Below are 24800 nucleotides of genomic sequence, written 5' to 3'. Positions count from 1 at the left end.
AGGTCCGGTGAAAGCGGTCGATGGCATCGCCCACAACATGTCGCACCATCCTCGAACCGGCATGGCGGCCTGGTTCTTTCCGGACAACCCAGCAACTGGATGCAACGCGCGTTGCTGTCTGCTCCGCGAACAGCACACGCAGAGAGGAGTGGAAGAGCCGCACAGACTCGCGTGTGGCGATCAATGTCGGCGAGTTCTCCACACCTTATATAATGGCGACGTGCCGCCACAACCTGAGGGTGGGTCCAAACGCCAAACGCCTATCGCGAATCTGGGCTTGTTTCCTCACGCATCGCGGCGGCGCCACTGGAAGGCAGAAGGTATTGCCGAGCGCCAGCCTGGCCGTGCATGGTTGCAGTGGTCCAACTTTGGTGCCGGCGGTTTGATGCGCCGGTTAACATCCGGCTGCAGGGCTTTGCCCCAATGAGGAACATGCGGACCTCTCTCCAGCCTTTTCCTTCGCAGGTTGGTCCGCGCCACACGTCACGGAATGGGGCGCCCACTGCGGCCTTGGCCCCTCACTGGTGATGTTAGCTTCGCCCTCCCGCCATCGCGCCCCCTGGATTCTCCTTTTGGCCCTTTTGGTGCCGGCATTGCTGTTGGCGGCCCTATGGTTCGGCCCGCGCCTGACGGACTGGAATGAGTATCGCGACCGGCTGGCCATTCTCGCGGCCGGGCGTCTTGGCCAGCCTGTCACCCTGGCCGGGCCGGTCAGGCTCGCCTTGCTGCCGCAGCCCATGCTGGAAGCGGGCGGGGTCACCATCGGCGGACCAGATGCTGAGATTTCGGTGCAGGCCCAGGCACTGCGCCTGAGGCTGGACTGGTCGGCCCTGTTGCAAGGGCGGCTGGAACCGCGCGAGGTGGCCGTGGTCGGCGCGGAGATACGCCTCCCCTGGCCACCTGCGCCGGGCCGTACCTTCCGCCCGCCTCCCTGGCTGACCGGGCTCGAGGGGCGGATCCAGGAAAGCCGGGTCGTCCTGGGCGCCGTGGTGCTGGAGCGGGTGGAGGCCATGCTGGCCGCCTCCGGCCCCGCCGATGCGCTGCGCATCCAGGGCCGCTTCCGCTGGCGAGGAACAGATAGCGACTTCGAGACAACGGTCGGCCGGCCGGGCTGGGACGGCATCGCGCCCCTGGCGCTGACCTTGTCTGCCGCCAGGGCTTCGATCTCCGCCAGTGGCGTGCTGCTGCCCGAAGGCGGCTTCGAGGGATCGGTGCAGGGCGGCGGCAGCGACCTGGCGGCCCTGCTGCCGGCACCCACCGGCGCCTTTCGGCTGCGCGGTCGCCTTTCCGTGGATGCCGAGCTGCTGACGGCGGACGAGTTGTCGCTGGACATCGCGGGCACGCCTGCCCGCGGTGCCGCAACGCTTCGGGTGGAACCTGTGCCGCGGCTGGATCTGGCCCTGTCTGCCGGGCGGCTGGAACTCGACCCCTGGATCGCAGCGCTGCGGTCTGCCGGACGTTTGCCCTTGCCTTTCGGGCTTGACCTTTCGGCCGAGGCCGCCGGCTTCCGAGGCAACACCTTACGGCGGTTGCGAGGGGCGGTTTTACTGGAAGGCGAGCGGTTGATCCTCACCGATTTCTCCGCCGTGCTGCCAGGAGATACGGAAGTTGAGCTGAGCGGCAGCACCAGTCGTTCATTGCCGCCGGCCCAGCCCGGAGGCGGAGCGCGGCCGCCAACCTCCAGGAACGCGCAGGGCGAAACAGCGCAGGGACGGGCCGGTAGCTCCGCGGCTCCGGCATGGTCAGATGCTCGACTTGAAGCGGCCTTGCGGTTTCGCGGCAGCAACTTGCGGGGAACACTGCTGGCGCTGGGCGTGCCGCTGCAATCTGTTGATCCTGCGCGGCTGCGGGATGGCGAAGGCCGGTTGCGGCTGACCCTGGAGGATGGCCAGCTGACCCTGCCGGAGTTTGCCGCCACCCTGGACGGAGCACGAATTTCAGGCGCCGGCACGCTGCGCCTCGGCAACCGTCCAGCGCTGGGGCTGGGCCTCAATCTGGAGCGGCTGCAGCTGGATGGCTGGCTGCCGCCCGGCATGGGCTGGCCCGAGATCCAGGCCCATCTCGCGGGCATCGACGCCAATCTCCGCGTGTCCGCGGCACAGGCCCGCTGGCATGATCTGGCGGTGGAAGGGCTGTCTGCCGACTTGTCGCTGGAAAGTGGGCGGTTGACGGCGCGCCGCCTGGCGGGCCGCAGCCTGGGGGCCGATCTGGTGCTGTCAGGTGCCGCACAGCTTGGCGAAACGCCCCGCCTGTCGGAACTGGCGGTGGAGGCGACGGCGGAGCGTGGGGCGACGCTGCTGGCGGCCGTGGCCCGACGCGCCGGAGGCAGTCTGGCCCTGGCGCCGCTCTTCCAAGAGCAGGGGCTGGCCCAGGAACGCCTGGCACTTCGCCTGACGGGCAACGGTCCCCCTCAAGCGCTGGCGTTGCAAGGCAATCTGGAACTCGGGGATTTGCGGGCCGAGGCGAATGGCACGCTCGACCTGCCTTCCAGCCGTTACACCGGCGCCCTGACGCTGCGCCACCCCGGGGCACCCCGCCTGCTGACGGAGACCGCCGGGCTGCACGCACCCCCCTGGCTCGGCGAAGGTTCCTTTTCCTTTGCCGGCAACCTCACCGCCGAGGCCGGCAAACGCGGTGCAGTGTCCATCGGCCAGTTCGACATGATCGCCGCAGGGCTGCACCTGGGAGGCCAACTTAACCTGATGCTGGACGGTGCACGACCCCGTCTTTCCGGGCGGTTGCGAGCCGAAACCCTGCCGCTGCCTACGCCGGATACCGGATCGCGCGAGCCGCTGAGCCTATCGGGCTTGGTGGCCGCGGATGCCGAGCTCGCCCTTCATCTGCGCCGGATTGACTGGTCCACCGGATCGTATCTGGAGGACCTGACCACCACACTGCGCCTGGAAGCCGGTCGGCTTCGACTGGACGATCTGCGGGCCAGGCTCGGTGGCGGCACGCTGGAAGGAACGCTGGGCCTCGACGCCGCGGCTTCACCGCCGGTGCTGGATGTTCAAGGCCGCCTTTCCGGCGCCAGCCTGACGACCCCCTGGGCGATGCCGCCGCTGGAACTGCGCACGGGGCAGCTGGAGGCCGAGGCCAAGCTGCGCGCCACCGGGCACAGCCCGGCGGCCCTGTTGGCGACATCGACGGGGGAGGGGCGGCTGGCCCTTCGCGAGGGGGTGCTGGGCGGGGTTGACCTGCGCTCGGCCTATCTTGCCGCCGAGGCTGCCACCATGGCAGCGGCCGAGGCCGGGCTGCGCACCGCCCTGTCCGGTGGCGCCACCGGTTTCGAAGCGCTCGACGCACGCCTCCAGCTGGATACCGGGCGTCTGACACTGGTGGACGGGCGACTGGCCATGGCCGAAACGCCCGGCGCCATCCTGCGGGGCGAGGCGGACCTCGCCCGCGGAACGGCGGATCTAATGATGATGTTGAAGGATGGAGAGGCGCCGGAGTTCGGACTGCGCCTCACCGGCCCGATCCGCGATGCCCGGCGCGTTCTGGAATTGGCAGACTGGCTAAGCTGGCGGGCGCTCCATTAGCCGGATCACTCGGCGGCCTCGCTGACCGGCTTCGCGGCATGCAACGTCTCCTGTGCCGCCAGCGCATGTACCCTGAGGGCACTGGCGAGGGGCAGATCCGGCTCCTCGCGGCCAGCATCAACCCCTTGCACCACGCCTGACAAAGTTGTGCCCTGGCGTGCGGCCAGCTGCTCCAGCACTGCCCAGAAGGCCGGCTCCAGCGCAACGGAAGTGCGATGACCGGCCAGAGTAAAGGAACGCTTCTGCAGATGACGCCCCGTCATCCGGCACCGTCCAGGATGGCAACCAGGCAGGGCGCAGGCTGCGGCTTGAGCCAGGCGTCGATCGGCTCAGATACCACCTGGTCCGGCTGCAGCGCGGCATCGGGCGGCGTCAGTTCCCCGGCGATGATCGTGCCGACGGGCCTGCCGGGTAACTTGCGTAGTGCCAGGCGGGTCGCGCCCCGGTTCTGCAGATGCGCGGTGCCGATCAGGATGCGGTAGAAACGCCCAGTGCCGATGCGGACCCTGCTGCGGATACGTCCGGTCTGCGGGCACCGATCGCTGGCAGGCTTGATCTCGATCGTGCCGGGATTGTCAGGTTTGGTGCGGGTGTCGATCTGGCGCTCGGCCATGGGGGCCCTCCTTGCGTTTCGCAGATCAGTTCAACGAACGAATGCGCAAGGGGGGACTTTGTGACGACGAACCAACTGGGCGGGCGGCCCGCACGGCGACTGCCCGTCACCAGCCGTGGTAGCGCGGACCGTAATAGCCGGGCGCGTAGTAGCGCGGCGGTGGCGGCGGTGGGGCATAGTATGCAACCGGCGGCGGTGCGTAGTACACGGGAGGAGGCGCGTAGTACGCCGGCGGTGGAGGCGCGTAGTAAGCCGGTGGAGGCGCGTAGATCACGGGTGGTGGCGGCGGCGCGTAATAGGCCGGCGGTGGCGGTGGGGCAGCAATGGCTGCGCCGGCCAGTGCGCCTACCGCCAAGCCGCCGAGGATGCCAGCCGCGACCGCTCCCCCCGACGGGCCATGACGATGCCGCCAGCCATCGGCCTGCGCGGCGGGAGAGGATGCCAGCAGGGCCGCAGCCAGGCCAGCCAGCATCAAGAAAGAACGTGGTTTCACGGGCAGGCCCTCCTGGGCTTCATGAACCCGATCATAACGCCAATCCGCGCCGGATTGTGGCAGAGAGGCGGTCGCTTCGTGGCGCCGCCGTACCCAGCCCATGGATGCTTCAGGCGGCGGGGCCGTAGGTGCACATTTCGATCAGATTGCCGTCCGGATCCCGGCAATAAACCGAGGTGATCGGACCCAGTGCACCGACCTTGGCCGCGGGACCGGCTTCCACCACCACGCCGCATTCATGCAGGTGTGCGACCACGTCCTGCGCCGTGACGGCAACCACGAAGCACAGATCCTGGGTGCCAGGCGCGGCGGCAACCCCGGTGAACCATTCCTCCTGCGTCGCCGTGGCGGGGCGGAGGTTCAGCTTCTGTCCGCCGAATTTCAGCGCCGTGCGGTTGGCCTCGCCGAAAGTGTCACGCTCCATGCCTAGCACGCGCTGGTACCAGGAGGCGCTTTTCTCCAGATCGGCGCAGGTCACCACCAGATGATCCAGACGGTCCACGGCGAAACGCATCAGGCTTGTCCTCCCTCATCGCCCGGCGGGCGCGGCTGGCCGGCGCGCTGCGCCGTGACCTCGATCTCGATCAGCATGGCCTCATCCTGCAACCCGGCATGGATCAGCGTGGAAGCGGGGCGAGCCGCCCCCAGCCAGCGCCGCGTCACCGGCCAGCAGGGCGGCCAGTCCTCGCGGCGGGGCAGGATGTAGGTGACGCGCACCACCTCATCCAGGCTGGAACCGGCCTCGGCCAGCGCCGCCTGGATGTTGCGGAAGGCCTGCTCGCACTGCGCGACCACATCCCCGGCGATGGCCATGGTCGCGTAGTCGTAGCCGGTGGTGCCGGAGACATGGATGAAGTCACCCATGACCACGGCGCGTGAATAGCCGATCTCGGCCTCGAACCGGCTGCCGGACGAGATGTGGCGGCGCCCGGTCATGCGGCATGGAACTCCCCGGCTGGCATCGCCCTCACTCCAGACCGTCGTAGAAGTCGTTGCCCTTGTCGTCCACCACGATGAAGGCGGGGAAGTCCTCGACCTCGATGCGCCACACCGCCTCCATGCCGAGCTCGGGGTATTCCAGCACCTCGACCTTCCGGATGCAGTCCTGCGCCAGCCTTGCGGCCGGGCCGCCCACCGACCCCAGGTAGAAGCCGCCATGCGTCTTGCAGGCATCGCGCACGGCCTTGGAGCGATTGCCCTTGGCCAGCATCACCAGGGAGCCGCCGGCAGCCTGGAAGCCCGCCACGTAGCTGTCCATGCGTCCGGCCGTGGTGGGGCCGAAGGAGCCGGTGGGCATGCCCTCCGGCGTCTTGGCCGGGCCGGCGTAGTAGACCGGATGGTCCTTGATGTACTGCGGCAGGCCCTCGCCACGGTCGATCCGCTCCTGCAGCTTGGCATGGGCAATGTCTCGGGCCACCACAATGGTGCCGGTCAGCGAGACACGGGTCTTCACGGGGTGCCGGCTCAGCGTCGCGCGGATGGCGTCCATCGGCTGGTTGAGGTCGATCTTCACCACCTCGCCGCCCAGGATGTCGTCCGTCGCCTCGGGCAGGAAGCGAGCCGGGTCGTGCTCCAGCTCCTCCAGGAACACGCCCTCCGGCGTGATCTTCGCCTTCACCTGCCGGTCGGCCGAGCAGGACACGCCGATGCCGATGGGCAGCGATGCGCCGTGGCGCGGAAGGCGGATGACGCGAACGTCGTGGCAGAAATACTTGCCGCCGAACTGCGCGCCGATCCCGAGGTTCTGCGTCAGCTTATGGACCTGCTCCTCCAGCTCGGGATCGCGAATGGCGTGTCCGGCCTTGCTGCCGGTGGTCGGCAGCTCGTCCAGGTAGCGGGTGGAGGCCAGCTTCACCGTCTTCAGCGTGGTCTCGGCGGAGGTGCCACCGATCACGATGGCCAGGTGGTAGGGCGGGCAGGCGGAGGTCCCGAGCGACTTGATCTTGTCGTTCAGGAAAGCCAGCAGCTTGTCCGGGTTCAGCACCGCGCGGGTCTGCTGGAACAGAAAGGTCTTGTTGGCCGATCCGCCGCCCTTGAGCACGAACATCATGTGGAACTCGTCCGCATGATGGTCGCCGGGCGAGGCGTAGATGTCGAACTGGACGGGAAGGTTGTTGCCTGTGTTCACCTCCTCGAACATCGAGAGCGGCGCCATCTGCGAATAGCGCAGGTTGGTCTCGGTGTAGGTGCGGTGCACGCCGTAGGACAGCGCCTCCTCCTCGTCACCCTCTACCCAGACGCGCTGGCCCTTCTTGCCGAAGACGATGGCCGTGCCGGTGTCCTGGCACATGGGCAGCACGCCGCCGGCGGCGATGGAGGCGTTCTTCAGCAGGTCCAGCGCCACGAAACGGTCATTCGCGCTGGCCTCGGGGTCCTTCAGGATGCGCGCCAGCTGCTCCAGATGGCCGGGGCGAAGGAAGTGCGAGACTTCCTTGCAGGCGGTGAAGGCCAGCTCCTCCAGCGCCTCGGGCGAGACCTTCAGGACCTTCTTGCCGTCCACCTCGATGACCTTAACGCCCTCGATCGGCAGGCGCTTGTAGCGGGTCTTGTCCTCACCCAGCGGCATCATGGTGGAGAAGTTGAAGCCCTGGGTGCGCTGGCTGACGGGCGTGCCGGCATCGGTCTCGTTGATCGGCGTGTCGGCCAGGGGCGCGGCGGGGGGGATGTTCGACGTGGTCATTCGGGACGCTCCGGCAGGAGAACGGCCAGCGAGAAGGGAATCGCTTTCCGGGGGGCGTCGCGAAGGGGGCGGCGCCTCGCTTTCCCCGGTGAGGTAGCGCAGCCGCCCGGTCAAGCCAACCGCCCGCCGTGTCACGCGCCGCGAGAGTTCATGGCGCGCCTTGCGGGCGGTGGCTGGACAGGGGCGGGCTGGCCGTGGCTCCTTGCTCCGGCCAGCAGGAGTTCCAGCCCGATGAGCCAGAGCGTGCCAATGCCCACACCCTCCACTGTGTTGCTCGGCGCGGCGGGCGAGGCGCTGCAATGGCTGCACCTGCCGCTGGCCAACCGGCACGGGTTGGTGGCCGGGGCCACCGGCACGGGCAAGACCATCACCCTGCAGATCCTGGCTGAGGGCTTCTCCCGCGCCGGGGTGCCGGTGTTCTGCGCCGACATCAAGGGTGACCTCGCCGGCATCAGCCAGCCAGGCAAGCCGAACCCGAAGGTCGAGCAGCGCGCCGTCGCCACCGGGCTGGACGATTTCAGCTACGAGGGCGCGCCCACCGTCTTCTGGGACGTGTTCGGCCAGCAGGGCCACCCGATCCGCGCCACGGTGGCGGAGATGGGGCCACTGCTGCTGGCCCGCCTGCTGGAGCTGAATGAGACGCAGGAAGGCGTGCTGAACATCGCCTTCGCCCTGGCCGACGACGAGGGGCTGCTGCTGCTCGACTTCAAGGATCTGCGCGCCATGCTGAGCCACGTGGCCGAGCGCGCGCCGGAACTGTCGGCCCACTATGGCAATGTCAGCAAGGCCACCATCGGCACCATCCAGCGCAGGCTGCTGACCCTGGAGCAGCAGGGGGCCGAGCACTTCTTCGGCGAGCCGGCGCTGGAGCTGACCGACCTGATGCTGCTGGCCCCGGACGGGCGCGGCGCGGTGAACATCCTGGCCGCCGACCAGCTAGTGCAGCGCCCGCGCCTTTATGCCACCTTCCTGCTCTGGCTCCTTTCCGAACTGTTCGAGGAACTGCCCGAGGTAGGCGACCTCCAGAAGCCCAAGCTGGTGTTCTTCTTCGACGAGGCGCACCTGCTGTTCGACGATGCGCCGAAGGCGTTGCTGGAGAAAGTGGAGCAGGTGGTGCGGCTGATCCGCTCCAAGGGTGTGGGGGTGTACTTCGTGACCCAGAACCCGCTGGACGTGCCGCAGGGTGTCCTCGGGCAGCTCGGCAACCGGGTGCAGCACGCACTTCGCGCCTTCACGCCCGCGGATCAGAAGGCGGTGCGCGCCGCCGCGGCCACCTTTCGCGCCAATCCGGCTTTCGATACCCAAGCCGCCATCACCGAGATGGGAGTCGGTGAGGCCCTGACCTCCACCTTGCAGCCCGGCGGCGCGCCGGGCGAGGTGCAGCGCACCAGGATCCGCCCGCCCCGGTCACGCATGGGCGTGGTAACCCTGGAGGAGCGAAAGGCGGCGGTGGAGCACAGTCCGCTTGCCGGTAAATACGACACCGCCGTGGACCGAAACTCGGCCTACGAGATGCTGCGCGACCGTGCCGCAACAGTGCCCGAGGATGACGCGCCGCATCCGGCAGGTCCGGCGCCGGTGAGCGGCGGCAACCCATGGGGGACGATGGGCCGCCCGGCTTCATCCGGACCCTGGGGAGGTCTGCCGAACCCCTCCTGGGGCGATGCGGCACCACCGGCCGCCAATCGTGGCAGGCGGCGCCAGATGGCGCAGCCGAAAGCTTCTGCGGGCGGCGGCCTGCTGGGTGAGATCCTGGGCGGCGGGAACGGCCGACGCGACAGCGCCGCCGGGGCGCTGGCGAAATCCGTCGCTCGCAGCGTCGGCTCGCAGGTCGGCGGGCAGATCGGCCGCGCCCTGGTGCGGGGCATCCTGGGCTCGATCCTGAAGCGTTGATGCGGTGCCCGCGGGCACCGTTCATCGTTGTCTTGCCGCCGGCCCGCGCCACGGTGGCCGGCCGGCCGGCCGCCTACGCGCCGCCGTCGCGGGCCGGGCGGCGGCGGAAGGCATCGAGGCTGACCACCTGCGCCGGTCCTTCCTCCACAACCGCTGCGGCCGCGGCCGCGGGCTCGGTGTCCGGCGTCTGCTCGGCGGCCGATACAGCCGAGGCCTCTTCCGCTTCGGAGGTGGGTACAGTCGCCGCCTCGGCGGAAGGAAAGCGCAGCCCCACCCGCACATACGGGTCCCAGAAGGCTGTGAGGGCGGAAATAGGGATCACCAGCGTCGCCGGAACGCCCCCAAAGGACAGGCCCGCCGAGATCAAGCCACGGGCCCGGTCCACCTTCAGGTCCCAGAACTGATGCTGCAGGACAATGGTCATCTCTTCCGGGTAGCGCGCCTTCAGGTGGCTCGGGATGGAGATGCCGGGATGATCGGTCCGGAAGGTGAGGTAGAAATGGTGCTCGCCCGGCAGACCGTGCGCGCCGGCGTAGTCCAGCGCCTGCAAGGCGACCTCGCGCATCGCGTCTTCGGTCCAGCGGTCATAGGGAAGCAGGCTTTCCACCGGCTTGTTGTCTTCGGTCATCGATGCTTCCCCACGGGGTCTTCGGGAGGTGATCCGGATCATCAGGTCGGGCACCCATACCGGATGCGCGGGCGCAGCGGAATGCGCCCGGCCTACAAATCCAGGAGGGGTCGGCCCCGGCAGCCACAAAGAAGTGGGGGGATTCTGTTGCCCCGCTCCCCCCGGGCGGCGCTTACCTATGGTTAGGCAGCGAGCGCCATGGTCTCGCGACCATTATCGTTGGCACTTGTGATTTAGCCCGATAACGGCGGTACAATGCCGGGCAAAAGACATGGCTTTACCACGCGCGTCGAGCCTGTTTCGTCCCCAGAAGCACACCCGACGATCCCAGGTGCCGAAGCTGGTGGAGACGCCGGGCACTGCCCCCGGGTCCGCAACGCTTATTCCACATGCCGTTTATCGCCATAGCCACCCGAAGGTAGGCTCAACGGATATAGGGCAGTGCGAACCGGATTGCGAGGGGGAAGCTGCGTCACAGGATGGCGGGTTCAGCCCAGGCCGGCTAAACCCTCCTGCCGTTTGCCGGGCCAGCGCGCCCCGCCCCGACCCGGTCGGGAACCGACTGTTTCACAGGATTCCGCCATGGCCCTCACCGAATCGCAGCTCCAGGAACTGGCCGAGGCCAAGACAGCGCGTGCCGAAACCCGCCGCCCGACCGTGCCGGCGCTGGAGGCCTTGCTGTTCGAGCCGTTGCCGGTTCTCGACCACGGCTTCGTGCGCGTCATCGACTACATGGGTGACGACGCTGCCGTGGTGCAGGCCGCGCGGGTGTCATATGGCCGCGGTACCCGCGCGGCGAATGAAGATCGGGGGTTGATCCGCTACCTGATGCGGCACCGCCACTCGACCCCCTTCGAGATGTGCGAGATCAAGTACCATGTGAAGCTGCCGATCTTCGTGGCGCGGCAGTGGATCCGGCATCGCACCGCCAATGTGAACGAGTATTCCGCCCGCTATTCCATCATGGATCGGGAATTCTACATGCCCGCGCCGGAACAGCTGGCAGCGCAGTCGGCCAGCAACCGCCAGGGCCGGGGCGAGGTGCTGCAGGGCGAGGAAGCCGCGCGCGTGCTGTCTCTGCTGCGGCAGGATGCCATGGCGAGCTACGACCATTACCAGGAAATGCTGAACGCCGATGAGCACGGCAATGCCCTGGATCCGGCGCGGCAGGGCCTGGCGCGGGAATTGGCGCGGATGAACCTGACGCTGAACACCTATACTCAATGGTATTGGAAGGCTGACCTCAACAACCTGCTGCATTTCCTGAGCCTGCGCGCCGATGCCCATGCCCAGTACGAGATCCGGGTCTATGCCGAAGCCATGCTGCAATCCCTGGAAGCCTGGGTGCCAGCCGTCGCCGAAGCCTTCCGCGACTACCGCCTGGGTGCCGTGACGCTGTCGGCGCAGATGCTGGACGTCGTGAAGCGCCTCCTCGCCGCTGAGGCGGTGGCGCAGGAGACCAGCGGGCTGTCGAAGCGGGAATGGCGCGAATTGATGGCGCAGCTCGGCCGCGAGGGCTGAAGGAACAGGCGGCAATGCCACCAGCCGCGCGGCCTGGCGGCCGCACCGAGGGCGCTTCGCGACGCAACGCTGCCGCAGGACGCGGCGGCGGGGGCAAGGCCCGTGCAAAGACCGGCGTCGGTCCGGCGCCGGCAAGCCGGCCCGTCTTCTGGCGACGCTGGATCGCTGTGCTGATCTGCGTGGCCGTGCTGCTGATCGGCGTGCCGCTGGCGCATGCCATGCTCGGCGAGCTCGGGGCGTTGCTGATGCTGGTGGGCGTGGGTGGCTTCGCCCTGGGCCGTGCCACCGCTCCGGGGACGACCAACATGCTGCGCCGGAGCAGCGGGCGGAGCTGATGCCACCGGAACGGAGCATGAGATGGGCTGGTTGCTGTTGTTGCTGGCCGGCATGCCTTTGCTGGCGCTGATGGGACGGTTCTCGGCCAGCCCGGGAGCGGTCCGGGTGCTGTTGGCCGGGATCTGGGCGACGGCGACCTTTGCGGGCGAGGATGCCGCGGCGGCCCTTGCGGCGACCCTTGTGCTTTATCTCAGCCACCGCTTCGGCCGGCGCCGCCCGCGAGAGCGCTACGATCCGGCCCCGCGCTGAGCGGCAATCCTGCCCTTGCGCCCGGACGGGGTGCTTCTTCGCCCGCGTCCTATTCCACCGTGATGCGCGGGGCCGCCGGGGCCGAACCCTGCACCCGAGCGCGCAGGCTGGCGGCGATGTCCCGGTAAAGCGTTGCCTCGGCGCTGCCGGGCTCGGCCGCCACCACAGGCTTTCCCGCATCGGACAGGCTGCGGATCGACATTGTCAGCGGCAGGGCACCCAGAAACGGCACACCCATGCGTTCAGCCTCGGCTTTGGCTCCCCCATGGCCAAACGGATGTGAGGCATGGCCGCAATTCGGGCAGCAGAACACTGACATGTTCTCGATCAGCCCAAGCACCGGCACCCGCACCTTCTCGAACATGCGGATGCCGCGCCGCGCGTCGATCAGCGCCACATCCTGCGGTGTGGACACGATGACGGCACCCGCCAGCGGCACCTTCTGGCTGATGGTCAGCTGCGCGTCGCCCGTGCCCGGCGGCATATCGATCACCAGGAGATCCAGCGTGCCCCACTCCACCTGCCCCAGCATCTGCTCCAGAGCGCCCATCACCATCGGGCCGCGCCAAACCATGGGCGTCTCGGCATCGACCAGGAAGCCGATCGACATGACCCGCAATCCCCACGCCTCCAGGGGAACGATGCGGCCGCCCTCGGCGCGTGGCTTCTCATGGATGCCGAGCATGGTGGGCAAGGAAGGGCCATAGATGTCCGCATCCAGCAGTCCCACCCGCAGCCCCGATTGCGCCAGCGCCACCGCCAGGTTGACGGCGGTGGTGGACTTGCCGACGCCCCCTTTTCCGGAGGCCACGGCGATGGCGGCCGCGATCCCGGGCGGCAGGCCACTCGGCCGCGTGGCGGAGCCAGGTGACGCGCCGCCGGGACGAGGCGAAGGGGCGGCCGCTTCGCGATGCGCTGTTAGCACGCAGGTGGCGGAGATCACGCCGGCCACGGCGGCGGCCACGCGCTCCGCTTCGGCCCGCAGCGGCTCCATCGACCGCGCCGCATCGCGCGGCACGGCCAGGGCGAACTGCACCAGCCCGTCACGCGCCGAGAGGCCCTGCAGCATCCCGGCCTCGATGACGTCGCGGCCGGTTCGGGGATCGCGCAGCGCCCGCAGCGCCGTTCGCACCGCCTCAACCAGTGCCGCGGACCCTTCAGCTCCAGCCATCCTCTCCGCCATCGCTTGAAAACCCCTCAAAAGCGGACAATATCCTACATGCCCCCGTCGGTTGCGGCGCGATGCGCGTTGCACCCGGCCCGGACAGGGCGACATATGGACAAATCGTCCGGCCCTGTCGCGCATGCATCACCATCGCGCAAGCACCCATGGCCGGGCCGCGGTGGATTGAGGGGAGAAGAGCCAGCCTATGCCCTGGAACAGTAGTGGCGGATCCGGCCCTGGAGGCAGCCCATGGGGCAATCCACGCCCCGGCGGGCCTTGGGGGCAACCGCCCCAGGGCGGCGGCGGCCGTGGCCCCGGTGGCTCCGGCCCGGATCTTGACGAGGCGATCCGCCAGGCACAGGCGGCGTTGCGCCGCATCCTGCCGGGCGGCGCCGGCTCGGGCAAATGGCTCGGCATCGGCGCTGTGGTTCTGCTCGGACTTTGGGCGGCCAGCGGCATCTATCGCGTGCAGCCGGATGAGCAGGGCGTGGTGATGCGTTTCGGCGCCTTTAACCGCGTGACCCAGCCCGGCCTGAACTATCGTATGCCCTGGCCGGTTGAGACCGTGACGACGCCGCGGGTTACCCGGATCAACCGCATCGACATCGGCTTCCGCGCGCCGAACGACGCGCCGCTTGTCCGCCCTGTTCCCGCCCGGGACGTGGTGGAGGAAAGCCTGATGCTGACCGGCGACGAGAACATCATCGACATCGATTTCGCGGTGTTCTGGCAGATCCGCAATGCCGGCGAATACCTGTTCAACACGCGCAATCCCGACCAGACGGTGAAATCCGCCGCGGAAAGCGTGATGCGCGAAGTTGTCGGCCAGACACCGATCCAGCCGGCTTTGACCGAGGCGCGCGCCGATATCGAGCAGCGGGTCCGCACGGGCGTGCAGTTCATCCTGGACCAGTACAAGTCCGGCATTGACGTGACGCAGATCCAGCTGCTGAAGGTCGATCCGCCTACCGAGGTCATCGACACCTTCCGCGACGTGCAGCGCGCCAATGCCGACCGCGAGCGCCTGCGCAACGAGGCCGAGGCCTACCGGAACGAGATCATCCCGCGCGCGCGCGGTGAGGGTCAGCGGCTGGTGCAGGAGGCTGAGGGCTACAAGGAAAGCCAGATCGCCCGAGCCCGCGGTGAGGCGGCGCGCTTCGTCTCGATCCTGTCCGCCTATCAGGGCGCACGGGATGTCACCGTCCGCCGCCTCTACATGGAGACGATGGAGGACATCCTGCGTCGCAATCCGAAGCTGCTGGTGGATGACCGGCTGCAGGGCGTTGTGCCGTACCTGCCGCTCGACGGGCAGGGTGGCCGACCCACGCCGCCCGCTGCCCAGGGTGGCAACGGGTCAGGCAGTGCCCCGCCGGCTCCGCCCGCGGTCCTGAACCCGCCGCCCCGCATTCCGCAACAGGGAGCTGCCCGATGAACCGCGCCCTGATCCTCGGCGGTGTCGCCGCGGCCGCCCTGATCGCCGCGGCCTCCGCGCTGTTCACGGTAAAGGAAACCGAGCAGGTCCTCGTGACCCAGTTCGGCGAGCCGGTGCGCGTGATTGACGATCCTGGCCTGCACATGAAAATCCCACTGGTGCAGTCGGTGATCTCATTCGACCGGCGCCTGCTCGACTACGACGCGCCGGGCGAGGAAGTGATCCTGGCCGACCAGCGGCGGTTGATCATGGACAGCTTCACGCGCTTCCGCATCACCGACCCGCTGCTGTTCTACCAAACCGTGGGCGCACAGGAGGCCGGCATTCGCGGCCGCCTGTCATCCATCGTGGTATCCGCATTGCGCCGGGTGCTCGGCAACGAGACCCTGCTGGCCGTGCTGTCCTCAGACCGCGGGCGCATCATGGGCGAGATCCAGCGCCAGGTGAACGAGGAGGCTCGCCGCTTCGGCGTGGCTGTGGAGGATGTCCGCATCCGTCGTGCCGACCTGCCCGAGGAGAACACCCAGGCCATCCTGCAGCGCATGCAGTCGGAGCGTGAGCGTGTTGCCCGCGAGGCCCGCGCCGAGGGTGGCGAGGTGGCGGCGCGCGTGCGTGCCGGTGCCGAGCGGGAGCGCACCGTCATTCTGGCGGAAAGCCAGGCCCAGGCTGACACCCTGCGCGGTCAGGGCGACCAGGAAGCCATTCGCCTCTTCGCCGAGGCGGCGCAGGGCGACACCGAGTTCTGGCGCTTCTATCGCTCCATGCAGGCGTACCGCGAGGCCTTCTCCGACGGCGAGACGCGGCTGATCCTGACGCCGGATTCGGAGTTCTTCCGCTACTTCCGGCAGGCCGCGCCTAATCCCACCGTTCCGGTACCGTCCGAGGCGCCGCCGGTGGCGGCCCCGGCGCCCTGATGGCGCGACGCGCGTGACCGGCTGGCAATTACTGGCCGGGATCGCCGTGGTGGCGGCACTGGAGGGGCTGCTCTACGCGGCCTTTCCGGAGGCGATGCGCCGGACCCTGACTGGCATCGCCTCTGCGCCGCCGCAAAGGCTGCGGATCGCCGGGCTCGGCGTTGCCGTGCTCGGGGTGGCGGTGGCGACTTTTCTGGTGCGCGGTTGAACCTGCTCGCCGCGCCGGTTCCTGTGGGCCGCCGCGGTGAAACCCATCTCGCCGCCGAGCCTTCCTTGGAAGGCTCGCGCCGAGAACGAACGTGACAATCCTGTTCTTCATCCGGGGGCGACGGTGCCTTAATCTTCGGCACCGCCGGCCCCATCTCCCCTTTCAGGGGCTGCTGCGGCAGTTCCTGGCCCCGTCCCGCTAGCGAGGTATGCCGATGCGTCTCGCCACCCTGATCCTGTTCGCCACGGTTGCCGCGGCTCCGCTGCAGCTTGCCCTGGCCCAGGGTCAACCCAGCCCCGCCACGCCTTCGCCCGCGCCGGGCCCCGTTGCCGCCACGCCGGAAAGCTTCGCGCCCCTGGCCCGGCGCCTGCTGCCTTCCGTGGTCAATATCCAGACCAACCAGACGCTGCAGGCCCGTGGGCCCCGGCCCGATGCGCCCGAAATGCCGCAGGCACCGCCCGGCAGCCCCTTCGAGGAGCTGTTCCGCGACTTTTTCGAGCGCAACCGTCCGCCCGGCGCGCGCCCCGGCCAGCCGCCACGGCGGCAACAGAGCCAGGGCTCGGGCTTCGTCATCGATGCCTCGGGCATCATCGTGACCAACAACCACGTCATCGACGGCGCCGACGAGATCAACGTCGTGCTGCAGGACAACACCACCCTGCGGGCCGAGCTGGTCGGAACCGATCAGCGCACCGACCTCGCCGTTCTGCGCGTGAAGCCGGAAAAGCCGCTGGCGGTGGTGCCCTTCGGCGACTCCGATCGCGCCGAGGTGGGCGACTGGGTGCTGGCCATCGGCAACCCCCTCGGTTTCGGCGGGTCGGTGACCTCCGGCATCGTTTCGGCGCGTGGCCGCAACATCAATGCCGGCCCCTATGACGATTTCATCCAGACGGATGCCGCCATCAACCGTGGCAATTCCGGCGGGCCGCTGTTCAACACCTCGGGCGAGGTGATCGGCATCAACACGGCCATTGTCTCGCCGTCTGGTGGCTCCATTGGCATCGGCTTCGCGATCCCGTCAAACCTCGCCAAGAACATCGTCGCCCAGCTGCGGGACGGCGGAAAGGTGAGGCGCGGCTGGCTGGGTGTGAACATCCAGCAGGTGACGGATGAGATCGCCGAGAGCCTTGGCCTTCAGGGCGGTGCCCGCGGTGCGCTGGTGGCGCGGGCGCAGGACGGTGGACCTGCCGCCCAGGGCGGCGTGCAGAATGGCGACGTGATCCTGCGCTTCAACGGGCATGATGTGCGGGAGATGAGGCAGCTGCCGCGCATCGTGGCGGAAACGCCCGTCGGCACCAAAGCCCCGACCATTGTCTGGCGCGAGGGCCGCGAGCAGACGCTGGAGCTGACCGTGGCCGAGCTACCGGCCGAGCAGCAGGCCGCCGCCGGCACCTCGCCGGAGGCCCCGCGCCAGGGTGCGGCGCTGGAGCTTTCCGGGCTTGGGTTGAAGGTGGCGCCTGTGTCGCCCGAAACCCGCGAGCGCTTCAGCCTCAAGGAGGATGCACGCGGCGTGGTGGTGACAGAGGTGGCGCCTGGCAGCTCGTCTGCTGAGCGCGGCCTTTCGGCCGGCGACCTCATCATCGAGGTGCAGCAGACCCGCGTGAATACGCCGCAGGAGGTACAGGAGCAACTGGCCCGGCTGCGGCGCCAGAACCGGCCCTCGGCCCTGCTGCTGATCGAGAACGGGCAGGGGCAGCGCTTCGTGCCGCTGCGCATCTCGCCGGAGAGTGAGAAGGGCAGCCCGGGATAACGGAAAGGCCCCGGGGCGGTTCGCCATCCCGGGGCACGCCATCATCGGCCCCTTCGGCGGGCGTGCCGGAGGTCATGCTCTTCGGCGAACCAGGATCGGGTCCTTGCGCCCCTTGCTGTGGCTCCACCGCGTCCCCCATCCTGGTTCACGGGAGAGGCACGGACCGGGTGACACTGCTGTTGCGGCGGCAGGCTCAGGGCAGGGGATCGCTCTCCGGTCCTGCTCTTTACGCGCGGAACTCCGCCGCGCGATACCCTTGCGCGAAGAGCAAGGCCCGAAGATCCGCATGATCCACCCGCACGCGTGCAGACTGCGCCACCACGGGCTTCGCGTGGAACGCCACGCCAAGCCCGGCCGCGCCCAGCATGGCCAAGTCGTTGGCTCCGTCGCCCACGGCAACGGTGTCGGCCAGCGGAAGGCCAAGCTCGGCACAGAGGCGCTTCAGCGTGGCCAGTTTGGCATCACGATCGAAGATGGGCTCGGCCACGGTGCCGGTGAGGGCGGTGCCGTCATCTTCCAGGATGTTGGCATGGTGGCTGGTGAAGCCCGCCAGCTCCGCCACGCGGCCGGTGAACCAGGTGAACCCTCCCGAAGCCAGGGCGCAATGTGCGCCATGCGCGGCCATGGTGCGGACCAGCTCGGTCGCCCCGGGCATCAGTCGGGTTTCCGCCCAGGTGGCTTCCAACGCCGAAAGCTCCAGCCCCTTCAGCATCGCCACGCGCTCGCGCAGCGCGGTCGAAAAGTCGATCTCGCCATTCATGCTGCGGCGGGTGATCTCGGCGACGCGGTCCTTGAGTCCGGCATAGGCCGCCAGCTCATCCAGCGTCTCGCTGGTGACGATCGTGCTATCCATGTCGGCGATCAGCAGCTTCTTGCGTCGCCCTTCCGCAGGTTGAGACACGAGGTCGAGCGGCGCACCGCCCAGCACAAGCCGCGCCGCGGCTTCGGCCTGCTCGGGCGCGAGGCCGTCGAAGGGGATGTCCACCGCCTCGCCCTCCGCGAGCCATTCAGGGGCGCCGGAGGTGGCGCCAAGGGGCGCCAGCGCGTCCCGGAGGCGCGCTGGCAGGGTGCCGGGGAGGATGCCGGAGGCGACCTCGCTGGCTGGGGCAATCAGGGTGATCACATGCTGCATGGCGCGCGGACCATGCCCGGTGCGGCATGAGCGATCAACCGCTTGCACTGCTGATCGCGGGGCCGACCGCCAGCGGCAAGTCGGCGCTTGCCCTGGGGCTGGGGCAGGATCTGGGCGGCACGGTCATCAACGCTGACAGCATGCAGGTCTATGCCGGGCTGCGGGTGCTGACGGCGCAACCTTCGGATAAGGAAATGGCTCTGCTGCCGCACCGCCTCTACGGCGAGCGTGATCCGGCGGTCGCGGCCAGCGTTGCCTGGTGGCGCGGACGAGTGCTGGAGGAGATGAAGGCGGCCCGGGCCGAGGGGCGGCTGCCGATCCTCTGCGGCGGCACCGGCCTCTACTTCAGGTCGCTGACGGATGGCATTGCCGAGATCCCGCCAATCCCGCCGGAGGCGCGGGAGGAGGCGCGGGACCTGCTGGCGGCAGAGGGTGCGGCGGCGCTGCATGCACGCTTGGCCGCCGCCGATCCGGCCAGCGCCGCCCGGCTCCGCTCCTCCGACAGCCAGCGTCTCGCCAGGGCCTGGGAAGTGTGGCGCGGCACCGGGCGCGGCATCGCTTCCTGGCAGGGCGCGGGCAGCACCGGCCCTGCAAGGCTGGACGGCGTACCCTGGCGCTTCGTCGCCATCCGCCTCGACCCACCGCGCGAGGCCCTGCGAGAGGCAATCGGCCTGCGCTGGGACGCCATGCTGCGGGGTGGCGCGGAGGACGAGGTGCGCGCTCTGCTGGCCCGGCGGCTCGACCCCGCCTTGCCGGCGATGCGGGCGCATGGAGTGCCGGAACTCTCCGCGGCCCTGCGTGGCGAGATGGGGGCGGAAGAGGCGGGGCGCCGTGCCTGCTCGGCGATCGGTCAGTACACCAAGCGGCAGGCCACCTGGTACCGTCACAGGAGCCTGGCCGATGCGGCGCGAACACATACGATCCATGCGCGGATCGCAAGCCAGAAGCAATATTCAGAAAGTCATAGGGCCGAGATTTTGTCTTTTCTTCGTTCCATCGTTGACGGCACGCTGCCAGGGGCCTAGACCGTGCCTCCCGGCGACCCGCACGGGGAAAAGACCGGCGCCTCAAGATCATTCCGCCAGAAAGCAGGAAAGCCAGCCAGAACCATGTCCTCTACCAACCTTCCCGCCGGATCCGAGGCCCAGTCCATGACGGGTGCCGAGATCGTCCTCCGCGCGCTGAAGGAGCAGGGCGTAGAGGTTATCTTCGGCTATCCGGGCGGCGCCGTCCTGCCGATCTATGACGCCATCTTCAACCAGAATGCCATTCGCCACATCCTGGTGCGGCACGAGCAGGCGGCAGTGCATGCGGCCGAGGGTTACGCCCGCTCCACCGGAAAGGTGGGTTGCGTGCTGGTGACGTCCGGCCCCGGCGCGACCAATGCCGTGACCGGGCTGGTGGATGCGCTGCTGGACAGCATTCCCGTTGTCTGCCTGACAGGGCAGGTGCCGACCCATCTGATCGGCAACGACGCGTTTCAGGAGGCCGACACCACCGGCATCACCAGGCCTGCGACCAAGCACAACTACCTCGTCAAGCAGATGGACCGCCTGGCCAGCACGGTGCACGAGGCGTTCTACGTGGCGCGCTCCGGCCGGCCCGGCCCCGTGGTGATCGACCTGCCGAAGGACATCCTGATCGGCAAGGGCACCTATTCCCCGCCACCCGAGCGCGAACATCGTTCGTACCGCCCGCAGACCGAGCCCGACCCGGCGCAGATCCGCAAGGCGGTCGCGTTGCTGAAGGGAGCGAAGCGACCGGTGGTTTATGCCGGCGGAGGCGTCATCAATGCCGGGCCCGAGGCGTCCGCTCTGCTGGCGAAGTTCGTTCGCATGGCGGGCCTGCCCTGCACCAACACCCTGATGGGGCTGGGTGCCTTCCCGTCCTCCGATCCGCAGTTCCTCGGCATGCTGGGAATGCACGGAACGTTCGAGGCCAACCTTGCCATGCATGGCAGCGACGTGATGTTCAACATCGGCGCGCGCTTCGACGACCGCGTGACCGGGCGCCTCAACGCCTTCGCGCCGAACTCGGTGAAGATCCACGCCGATATCGACCCGTCCTCCATCAACAAGAACGTCAAGGTCGAGGTTCCCATTGTTGGCGATGCCGGTGCCGTGCTGCGCGCCTTGATCGCAGCCTGGGAGGCGGATGATGTCCGGCAGGATCGCGAGGCGCTGGCCGGATGGTGGCGCCAGATCGACGAGTGGCGTGGCAAGAACTGCCTGCACTACGTGCAGGACAGCAAGATCATCAAGCCGCAGCATGCGGTGAAGCGCCTCTACGAGCTTACAAAGGAAAGCGGCCGCGAAACCTTCATCACGACCGAAGTCGGTCAGCACCAGATGTGGGCGGCGCAGTATTTCGGCTTCGAAAAGCCGAACCGCTGGATGACCTCGGGCGGGCTCGGCACCATGGGCTACGGCTTGCCGGCGGCAATGGGCGTGCAGATCGCGCATCCCGATGCGCTGGTGATCGACATCGCCGGCGAGGCCAGCATCCTGATGAACATCCAAGAGATGTCGACGCTCGCCCAGTACCGCCTGCCGGTGAAGGTTTTCATCCTGAACAACCAGTACATGGGCATGGTGCGGCAGTGGCAGGAGCTGCTGCATGGCGGCCGCTATTCCGAAAGCTATTCCGAGGCGCTTCCGGACTTCGTCAAGCTGGCCGAGAGCTTTCACGGTGTCGGCATGCGCGCCACGAGCACGGATGATCTCGACCGCGTAATCCGCGAGATGATTGCCATCGACCGGCCCGTCATTGTCGATTGCGCCGTGGATGAAAAGGAGAATGTTTTCCCGATGATCCCTTCGGGCGCCGCGCACAACGAGATGTTGCTGGCACCAGGCCAGATCGCCGCAGGCGCGGGCGTCACCGATGAAGGGACGGCGCTGGTCTGATGTCTGACACGACCTTTCGCGCGGCGACCATCGCCGTGCTCGTGGAGAATGAGTCCGGCGTGCTGGCTCGGGTCATCGGCCTGTTTTCCGGCCGAGGCTACAACATCGACAGCCTGACCGTGGCGCCGGTGGACGAGGAAGGAAAGCTGTCGCGCATCACCGTGGTCACTTCGGGCACGGAAATGGTGATCGAGCAGATCAAGGCGCAGCTTGACCGGCTGGTGCCGGTGCACAAGGTGGCGGATCTGGCGCTGGAAGGCCCATACCTGAACCGGGAGTTGGCGCTGATCAAGGTAGCGGGCTCGGGCGCCGGCCGGCAGGAAGCACTGCGCCTGGCGGATGCATTCCGCGCCCGCGTCGTCGATGCCACCACGGAAAGCTTTGTTTTCGAGATGACGGGCAGTGGCGAGAAGCTGGATGCCTTTATCAACCTGATGCGGCCCGTTGGCCTCGTGGAAGTGTCGCGCACCGGCGTGGTGGCGATCGCACGCGGAGCCAAAGGGATCTAAGCGGCAGGGGCCCTGTCCCTGGACCCCGGCAGGAATCTCAGTTTCCGGGCGGGAAGAGTTTGAAAGGGGCGTGCCCCTCTCATTGAGTGTCGGACCTTTAGTGGGGAGTGCGCGAGAGATGCGCGTCTATTACGACCGTGATGCCGATGTGAACCTGGTCAAGGCGAAGAAGGTCGCCGTGATCGGCTTCGGCAGCCAGGGCCATGCTCATGCGATGAACATGCGCGATTCCGGTGTGGCCGAGGTCGTGATCGGCCTGCGTCCGGGTGGATCGGCGAAGAAGGCCGAAGCTGCCGGCTTCAAGGTGATGTCGCCGGCCGAGGCTGCGAAGTGGGCCGACCTGGTGATGGTGCTGACCCCGGACGAGGGTCAGGGCGACCTGTACCGCGACCACCTGCATGAGAACATGAAGGAAGGTGCCGCGCTGGCCTTCGCGCACGGCTTGAACGTGCACTTCAACCTCATCGAGCCGCGTCCCGACATCGACGTGTTCATGATTGCGCCGAAGGGCCCCGGCCATACGGTTCGCGGCGAGTACCAGAAGGGCGGCGGCGTGCCCTGCCTGGTCGCCGTGCACCAGAACCCCTCGGGCAACGCTCTGGAGATCGCCCTCTCCTATGCTTCCGCTGTTGGTGGCGGCCGCTCGGGTATCATCGAGACGACCTTCAAGGAAGAATGCGAGACCGACCTGTTCGGCGAGCAGGTTGTGCTCTGCGGCGGCCTCGTCGAGCTGATCAAGGCCGGCTACGAGACGCTGACCGAGGCTGGCTACGCCCCCGAAATGGCGTATTTCGAATGCCTGCATGAAGTGAAGCTGATCGTCGACCTCATCTACGAGGGCGGCATTGCCAACATGAACTACTCGATCTCCAACACTGCGGAGTATGGCGAGTACGTCACCGGCCCGCGCATCATCACCGCCGAAACCAAGGCCGAGATGAAGCGCGTGCTGAACGACATCCAGAGCGGCAAGTTCACCCGCGACTGGATGCTGGAGAACAAGGTCAACCAGGCCTCCTTCAAGGCCACCCGCCGCCGCCTTGCCGAGCACTCCATCGAGGAAGTCGGCACCAAGCTGCGCGGCATGATGCCCTGGATCACCAAGGGTGCGCTCGTCGACAAGGCCAAGAACTGAAATCGCTGAAGGGGCCGGGTTTCCGGCCTCTTCTCAGTTGCGGCGCAGATTCCAGAAGACCGGCGCGCCTTTGACCATACCGGTGATATCTCCGCGATAGGCCGTGTTCTGGTAGAATAGCCCGATGGGGATGAAGGGCACATCCTCGAACGCAACGCGCTGCATCTCGCGTCCCAGCACGGCCTGTTCTTCCGGCGGGGTGTCGAACCAGCGGTCGCGGAGGGTTTCCAGGCGCTCGCTCGCTGGCCAGCCGACGATGCTCCGGCGACCGTTGCCCCGAAGGTAGTTATGCGCTGCGGGGTTCACCCAGCTCGCCCCTGCCGTACTGACGCAGACCGAGTTCCAGCCGCCGCGCTCGGGCGGTTCCTGGTTGGCGATGCGGCGGATGAAGCTGCCGAAGTCCATCGCCTGCAATTCCACGTTCAGCCCGCAGCGGCGCAGCAGATCGGCGGCCACGAGGTTCATGGCGCTGACCGAAGGATAGTCAGTCGGCTGAAGGTGAATGATGCGTTCGCCCTTGTAGCCGGCCACTGCCAACGCCCGCTTTGCCGCCTCCAGGTCGCGCGGGCCACTCAACGCCGCCATGCCTTCATCGCTGGCCATGGGTGATCCCGGCAGGAAGAAGCCCAGATCATCGCGCCACAATGACCGGTCCGTGCCGGCAACGGCCTGCATGAAATCGGTCTGCGCCACAGCGCCCAGCAGCGCGCGGCGCATTTCCGGACGGTCGAACGGTGGGTGCAACTGGTTGAAGCGCAGAAAGGCCGGGGAGCCGGCGGTGTCCAGCACCTCGAGGCGGATGTCGCGGCGGCGACCGAGCGCCTCGGCCAGATCAGCCGGCGGCTGCTCCCACCAGTCCACTTCGCCCCGCTGCAGCGCCGCGGCGGCGGTGGCAGGGTCGGGGAGGGACAGCCATTCCACACGCTCGAAATGCGCGATCTTAGGACCGGCCAGCAGGCTGGGCGTGCCACCCTCCCGCGGGACATAGCCACTGAACCGGCCATAGGCGGTACGGGCGCCAACCTCATATTCATCGGCCAGGAAACGGTAGGGGCCGCTGCCGATCATTTCAGTGACCTGGGTGCCAGGATCGGTCAGCGCCAGCCGCTCGGGCATGATGAAGGCGTTCATGGTGCCAGGTTTGCCCAGCGCGTCGGGCAGCATGGCGAAGGGTCGCTTCAGCCTGAACGCCAGCCGCGCATCGTCGATCGCCGAAAGCTGGTCGGTCATGGCCATCAAGGCAATGCCGAAGGTGTCCCGCTGGCCCCAACGACGGATGCTGGCCACCACGTCGCGCGCGCGAACGGGCTCGCCATCGTGGAAACGCAGACCGGGTCGAAGGGTGATGGTCCAGCGACGCCCGCCATCCTCCGCTACATGGCCCGCTGCCATCTGCGGCTGTGGTCTGAGATCGGTATCCACACCATACAGGGTGTCGAACACCATCAGCCCGTGGTTGCGCGAAACAATCCCCGGCGTCCAGATCGGATCAAGGATGGTGAGGTCGGCCTGCGGAACGAAGCGCAGCGGCCGTGCAGCCTGACCGTGGCCCAGCCTCGGGACGGCAAGGCCGGTGGCGATCCCGGCAAGGGCACGGCGGCGCAGGAGCGGGGCTGGCATGATGCGGAGCCTGCGGGGGCCCGGGCCGCCCGTCAATACGGCAGCGATGCAACCCGTAACGACCATGCGGCATT

The 24800-nt window shown here is 68.1% G+C and carries 23 protein-coding genes and 1 other RNA gene; 13 read left to right on the top strand and 11 right to left on the bottom strand.

Going from position 1 to position 24800, the window contains the following annotated elements:
- Positions 1 to 572 precede the first annotated feature (572 nt).
- A complete protein-coding gene (locus tag ACFOD4_RS14960) occupies positions 573 to 3542 on the top strand; it encodes an AsmA family protein (protein WP_379597636.1) in 2970 nt (989 codons plus the stop codon).
- Positions 3543 to 3547: 5 nt separating this feature from the next.
- Here the strand turns inward: ACFOD4_RS14960 and ACFOD4_RS14955 are convergent, their stop codons facing one another.
- The 6 genes from ACFOD4_RS14955 to ACFOD4_RS14930 form a co-directional block, all read right to left on the bottom strand.
- Positions 3548 to 3805, bottom strand: a complete 258-nt coding sequence (locus ACFOD4_RS14955; protein WP_379597634.1) for a ribbon-helix-helix domain-containing protein — start codon at positions 3803 to 3805, stop codon at positions 3548 to 3550.
- A complete protein-coding gene (locus tag ACFOD4_RS14950; RefSeq protein WP_379597632.1) occupies positions 3802 to 4155 on the bottom strand; it encodes a hypothetical protein in 354 nt (117 codons plus the stop codon). The genes ACFOD4_RS14955 and ACFOD4_RS14950 overlap by 4 nt, the downstream gene beginning before the upstream one ends.
- A 106-nt stretch (positions 4156 to 4261) precedes the next feature.
- A complete protein-coding gene (locus tag ACFOD4_RS14945) occupies positions 4262 to 4648 on the bottom strand; it encodes a hypothetical protein (protein WP_379597630.1) in 387 nt (128 codons plus the stop codon).
- 109 nt (positions 4649 to 4757) lie between these two features.
- Positions 4758 to 5162, bottom strand: a complete 405-nt coding sequence (locus tag ACFOD4_RS14940; RefSeq protein ID WP_379597628.1) for a VOC family protein — start codon at positions 5160 to 5162, stop codon at positions 4758 to 4760.
- On the bottom strand, positions 5162 to 5584 hold the full coding sequence (locus ACFOD4_RS14935) for a RidA family protein (protein WP_379597627.1): 423 nt from the start codon (positions 5582 to 5584) through the stop codon (positions 5162 to 5164). The genes ACFOD4_RS14940 and ACFOD4_RS14935 overlap by 1 nt, the downstream gene beginning before the upstream one ends.
- Positions 5585 to 5615: 31 nt before the next feature.
- Positions 5616 to 7217 (bottom strand): fumarate hydratase, encoded by a 1602-nt coding sequence (locus ACFOD4_RS14930; RefSeq protein ID WP_379598866.1) that lies wholly within the window; start codon positions 7215 to 7217, stop codon positions 5616 to 5618.
- A gap of 342 nt (positions 7218 to 7559) precedes the next feature.
- Here ACFOD4_RS14930 and ACFOD4_RS14925 point away from each other — a divergent pair, with 342 nt between their 5' ends.
- The gene (locus ACFOD4_RS14925) at positions 7560 to 9221 is read left to right on the top strand and encodes a helicase HerA-like domain-containing protein (protein ID WP_379597626.1); all 1662 of its coding nucleotides are present in this window, start codon (positions 7560 to 7562) and stop codon (positions 9219 to 9221) included.
- A 73-nt stretch (positions 9222 to 9294) separates the two neighbouring features.
- Here ACFOD4_RS14925 and ACFOD4_RS14920 read toward each other — a convergent pair whose 3' ends face one another.
- Both ACFOD4_RS14920 and ssrA read right to left on the bottom strand, forming a co-directional pair.
- The gene (locus tag ACFOD4_RS14920; protein WP_379597625.1) at positions 9295 to 9849 is read right to left on the bottom strand and encodes an SspB family protein; all 555 of its coding nucleotides are present in this window, start codon (positions 9847 to 9849) and stop codon (positions 9295 to 9297) included.
- A 132-nt stretch (positions 9850 to 9981) separates the two neighbouring features.
- Positions 9982 to 10312, bottom strand: a transfer-messenger RNA (tmRNA) gene (gene ssrA, locus ACFOD4_RS14915).
- A gap of 119 nt (positions 10313 to 10431) precedes the next feature.
- On the opposite strand from ssrA, the gene thyX reads away from it, so the two are divergent.
- From thyX to ACFOD4_RS14900, 3 genes are read left to right on the top strand one after another with little or no spacing between them, the layout of a single operon-like run.
- Positions 10432 to 11370, top strand: coding sequence for an FAD-dependent thymidylate synthase (gene thyX, locus ACFOD4_RS14910; protein WP_379597624.1), 939 nt, complete (start codon positions 10432 to 10434; stop codon positions 11368 to 11370).
- Between the two features lie 14 nt (positions 11371 to 11384).
- Positions 11385 to 11705 carry a hypothetical protein gene (locus ACFOD4_RS14905; RefSeq protein WP_379597622.1) on the top strand — a complete coding sequence of 107 codons (321 nt, stop codon included), beginning with the start codon at positions 11385 to 11387 and terminating at the stop codon, positions 11703 to 11705.
- Between the two features lie 22 nt (positions 11706 to 11727).
- Positions 11728 to 11955 carry a hypothetical protein gene (locus ACFOD4_RS14900; protein WP_379597621.1) on the top strand — a complete coding sequence of 76 codons (228 nt, stop codon included), beginning with the start codon at positions 11728 to 11730 and terminating at the stop codon, positions 11953 to 11955.
- Between the two features lie 49 nt (positions 11956 to 12004).
- On the opposite strand, the gene ACFOD4_RS14895 is transcribed toward ACFOD4_RS14900, so the two are convergent.
- Complete coding sequence (locus tag ACFOD4_RS14895) at positions 12005 to 13126, bottom strand: Mrp/NBP35 family ATP-binding protein (protein ID WP_379597620.1); 1122 nt, start codon at positions 13124 to 13126, stop codon at positions 12005 to 12007.
- 199 nt (positions 13127 to 13325) lie between these two features.
- On the opposite strand from ACFOD4_RS14895, the gene hflK reads away from it, so the two are divergent.
- From hflK to ACFOD4_RS14875, 4 genes are all read left to right on the top strand, one after another.
- Complete coding sequence (gene hflK, locus ACFOD4_RS14890) at positions 13326 to 14552, top strand: FtsH protease activity modulator HflK (protein ID WP_379597619.1); 1227 nt, start codon at positions 13326 to 13328, stop codon at positions 14550 to 14552.
- Positions 14549 to 15466: a protease modulator HflC gene (gene hflC, locus ACFOD4_RS14885; protein WP_379597618.1), complete on the top strand. Its 918-nt coding sequence runs from the start codon at positions 14549 to 14551 to the stop codon at positions 15464 to 15466. Before hflK ends, hflC begins: the two co-directional genes overlap by 4 nt.
- A gap of 13 nt (positions 15467 to 15479) precedes the next feature.
- The gene (locus ACFOD4_RS14880; RefSeq protein ID WP_379597617.1) at positions 15480 to 15674 is read left to right on the top strand and encodes a DUF2065 domain-containing protein; all 195 of its coding nucleotides are present in this window, start codon (positions 15480 to 15482) and stop codon (positions 15672 to 15674) included.
- A gap of 214 nt (positions 15675 to 15888) precedes the next feature.
- Positions 15889 to 17424 carry a DegQ family serine endoprotease gene (locus ACFOD4_RS14875; RefSeq protein WP_379597616.1) on the top strand — a complete coding sequence of 512 codons (1536 nt, stop codon included), beginning with the start codon at positions 15889 to 15891 and terminating at the stop codon, positions 17422 to 17424.
- 226 nt (positions 17425 to 17650) lie between these two features.
- On the opposite strand, the gene serB is transcribed toward ACFOD4_RS14875, so the two are convergent.
- Complete coding sequence (gene serB / locus ACFOD4_RS14870; RefSeq protein ID WP_379597615.1) at positions 17651 to 18556, bottom strand: phosphoserine phosphatase SerB; 906 nt, start codon at positions 18554 to 18556, stop codon at positions 17651 to 17653.
- A 26-nt stretch (positions 18557 to 18582) separates the two neighbouring features.
- Here serB and miaA point away from each other — a divergent pair, with 26 nt between their 5' ends.
- From miaA to ilvC, 4 genes are all read left to right on the top strand, one after another.
- A complete protein-coding gene (gene miaA / locus ACFOD4_RS14865; protein WP_379597614.1) occupies positions 18583 to 19581 on the top strand; it encodes a tRNA (adenosine(37)-N6)-dimethylallyltransferase MiaA in 999 nt (332 codons plus the stop codon).
- Between the two features lie 84 nt (positions 19582 to 19665).
- Positions 19666 to 21462 (top strand): acetolactate synthase 3 large subunit, encoded by a 1797-nt coding sequence (locus ACFOD4_RS14860; RefSeq protein WP_379597613.1) that lies wholly within the window; start codon positions 19666 to 19668, stop codon positions 21460 to 21462.
- Positions 21462 to 21971, top strand: a complete 510-nt coding sequence (gene ilvN, locus ACFOD4_RS14855; RefSeq protein ID WP_379597612.1) for an acetolactate synthase small subunit — start codon at positions 21462 to 21464, stop codon at positions 21969 to 21971. The genes ACFOD4_RS14860 and ilvN overlap by 1 nt, the downstream gene beginning before the upstream one ends.
- A 118-nt stretch (positions 21972 to 22089) precedes the next feature.
- Positions 22090 to 23106 carry a ketol-acid reductoisomerase gene (ilvC, locus tag ACFOD4_RS14850; RefSeq protein WP_379597611.1) on the top strand — a complete coding sequence of 339 codons (1017 nt, stop codon included), beginning with the start codon at positions 22090 to 22092 and terminating at the stop codon, positions 23104 to 23106.
- Positions 23107 to 23139: 33 nt separating this feature from the next.
- Here the strand turns inward: ilvC and ACFOD4_RS14845 are convergent, their stop codons facing one another.
- Entirely contained in the window at positions 23140 to 24726 is a 1587-nt protein-coding gene (locus ACFOD4_RS14845) for an ABC transporter substrate-binding protein (protein WP_379597610.1), read from the bottom strand.
- Positions 24727 to 24800 lie beyond the last annotated feature (74 nt).

It is taken from the genome of Teichococcus globiformis, from assembly GCF_042646265.1.
GTDB lineage: Bacteria > Pseudomonadota > Alphaproteobacteria > Acetobacterales > Acetobacteraceae > Pseudoroseomonas > Pseudoroseomonas globiformis.
Note: the sequence above shows the minus strand (reverse complement) of the source record. Positions and strands in the feature narration are given on the sequence as shown.

What these genes read in the sequence shown, in the direction of transcription:
- ACFOD4_RS14955 (WP_379597634.1), bottom strand. Translation starts at nt 3,805, where the DNA reads ATGACGGGGCGTCATCTGCAGAAGCGTTCCTTTACTCTGGCCGGTCAT.
- ACFOD4_RS14950 (WP_379597632.1), bottom strand. Translation starts at nt 4,155, where the DNA reads ATGGCCGAGCGCCAGATCGACACCCGCACCAAACCTGACAATCCCGGC.
- ACFOD4_RS14940 (WP_379597628.1), bottom strand. Translation starts at nt 5,162, where the DNA reads ATGCGTTTCGCCGTGGACCGTCTGGATCATCTGGTGGTGACCTGCGCC.
- ACFOD4_RS14935 (WP_379597627.1), bottom strand. Translation starts at nt 5,584, where the DNA reads ATGACCGGGCGCCGCCACATCTCGTCCGGCAGCCGGTTCGAGGCCGAG.
- ACFOD4_RS14930 (WP_379598866.1), bottom strand. Translation starts at nt 7,217, where the DNA reads ATGATGCCGCTGGGTGAGGACAAGACCCGCTACAAGCGCCTGCCGATC.
- ACFOD4_RS14925 (WP_379597626.1), top strand. Translation starts at nt 7,560, where the DNA reads ATGAGCCAGAGCGTGCCAATGCCCACACCCTCCACTGTGTTGCTCGGC.
- ACFOD4_RS14920 (WP_379597625.1), bottom strand. Translation starts at nt 9,849, where the DNA reads ATGACCGAAGACAACAAGCCGGTGGAAAGCCTGCTTCCCTATGACCGC.
- thyX (WP_379597624.1), top strand. Translation starts at nt 10,432, where the DNA reads ATGGCCCTCACCGAATCGCAGCTCCAGGAACTGGCCGAGGCCAAGACA.
- ACFOD4_RS14905 (WP_379597622.1), top strand. Translation starts at nt 11,385, where the DNA reads ATGCCACCAGCCGCGCGGCCTGGCGGCCGCACCGAGGGCGCTTCGCGA.
- ACFOD4_RS14900 (WP_379597621.1), top strand. Translation starts at nt 11,728, where the DNA reads ATGGGCTGGTTGCTGTTGTTGCTGGCCGGCATGCCTTTGCTGGCGCTG.
- ACFOD4_RS14895 (WP_379597620.1), bottom strand. Translation starts at nt 13,126, where the DNA reads ATGGCTGGAGCTGAAGGGTCCGCGGCACTGGTTGAGGCGGTGCGAACG.
- hflK (WP_379597619.1), top strand. Translation starts at nt 13,326, where the DNA reads ATGCCCTGGAACAGTAGTGGCGGATCCGGCCCTGGAGGCAGCCCATGG.
- hflC (WP_379597618.1), top strand. Translation starts at nt 14,549, where the DNA reads ATGAACCGCGCCCTGATCCTCGGCGGTGTCGCCGCGGCCGCCCTGATC.
- ACFOD4_RS14875 (WP_379597616.1), top strand. Translation starts at nt 15,889, where the DNA reads ATGCGTCTCGCCACCCTGATCCTGTTCGCCACGGTTGCCGCGGCTCCG.
- serB (WP_379597615.1), bottom strand. Translation starts at nt 18,556, where the DNA reads ATGCAGCATGTGATCACCCTGATTGCCCCAGCCAGCGAGGTCGCCTCC.
- miaA (WP_379597614.1), top strand. Translation starts at nt 18,583, where the DNA reads ATGAGCGATCAACCGCTTGCACTGCTGATCGCGGGGCCGACCGCCAGC.
- ACFOD4_RS14860 (WP_379597613.1), top strand. Translation starts at nt 19,666, where the DNA reads ATGTCCTCTACCAACCTTCCCGCCGGATCCGAGGCCCAGTCCATGACG.
- ilvN (WP_379597612.1), top strand. Translation starts at nt 21,462, where the DNA reads ATGTCTGACACGACCTTTCGCGCGGCGACCATCGCCGTGCTCGTGGAG.
- ilvC (WP_379597611.1), top strand. Translation starts at nt 22,090, where the DNA reads ATGCGCGTCTATTACGACCGTGATGCCGATGTGAACCTGGTCAAGGCG.
- ACFOD4_RS14845 (WP_379597610.1), bottom strand. Translation starts at nt 24,726, where the DNA reads ATGCCAGCCCCGCTCCTGCGCCGCCGTGCCCTTGCCGGGATCGCCACC.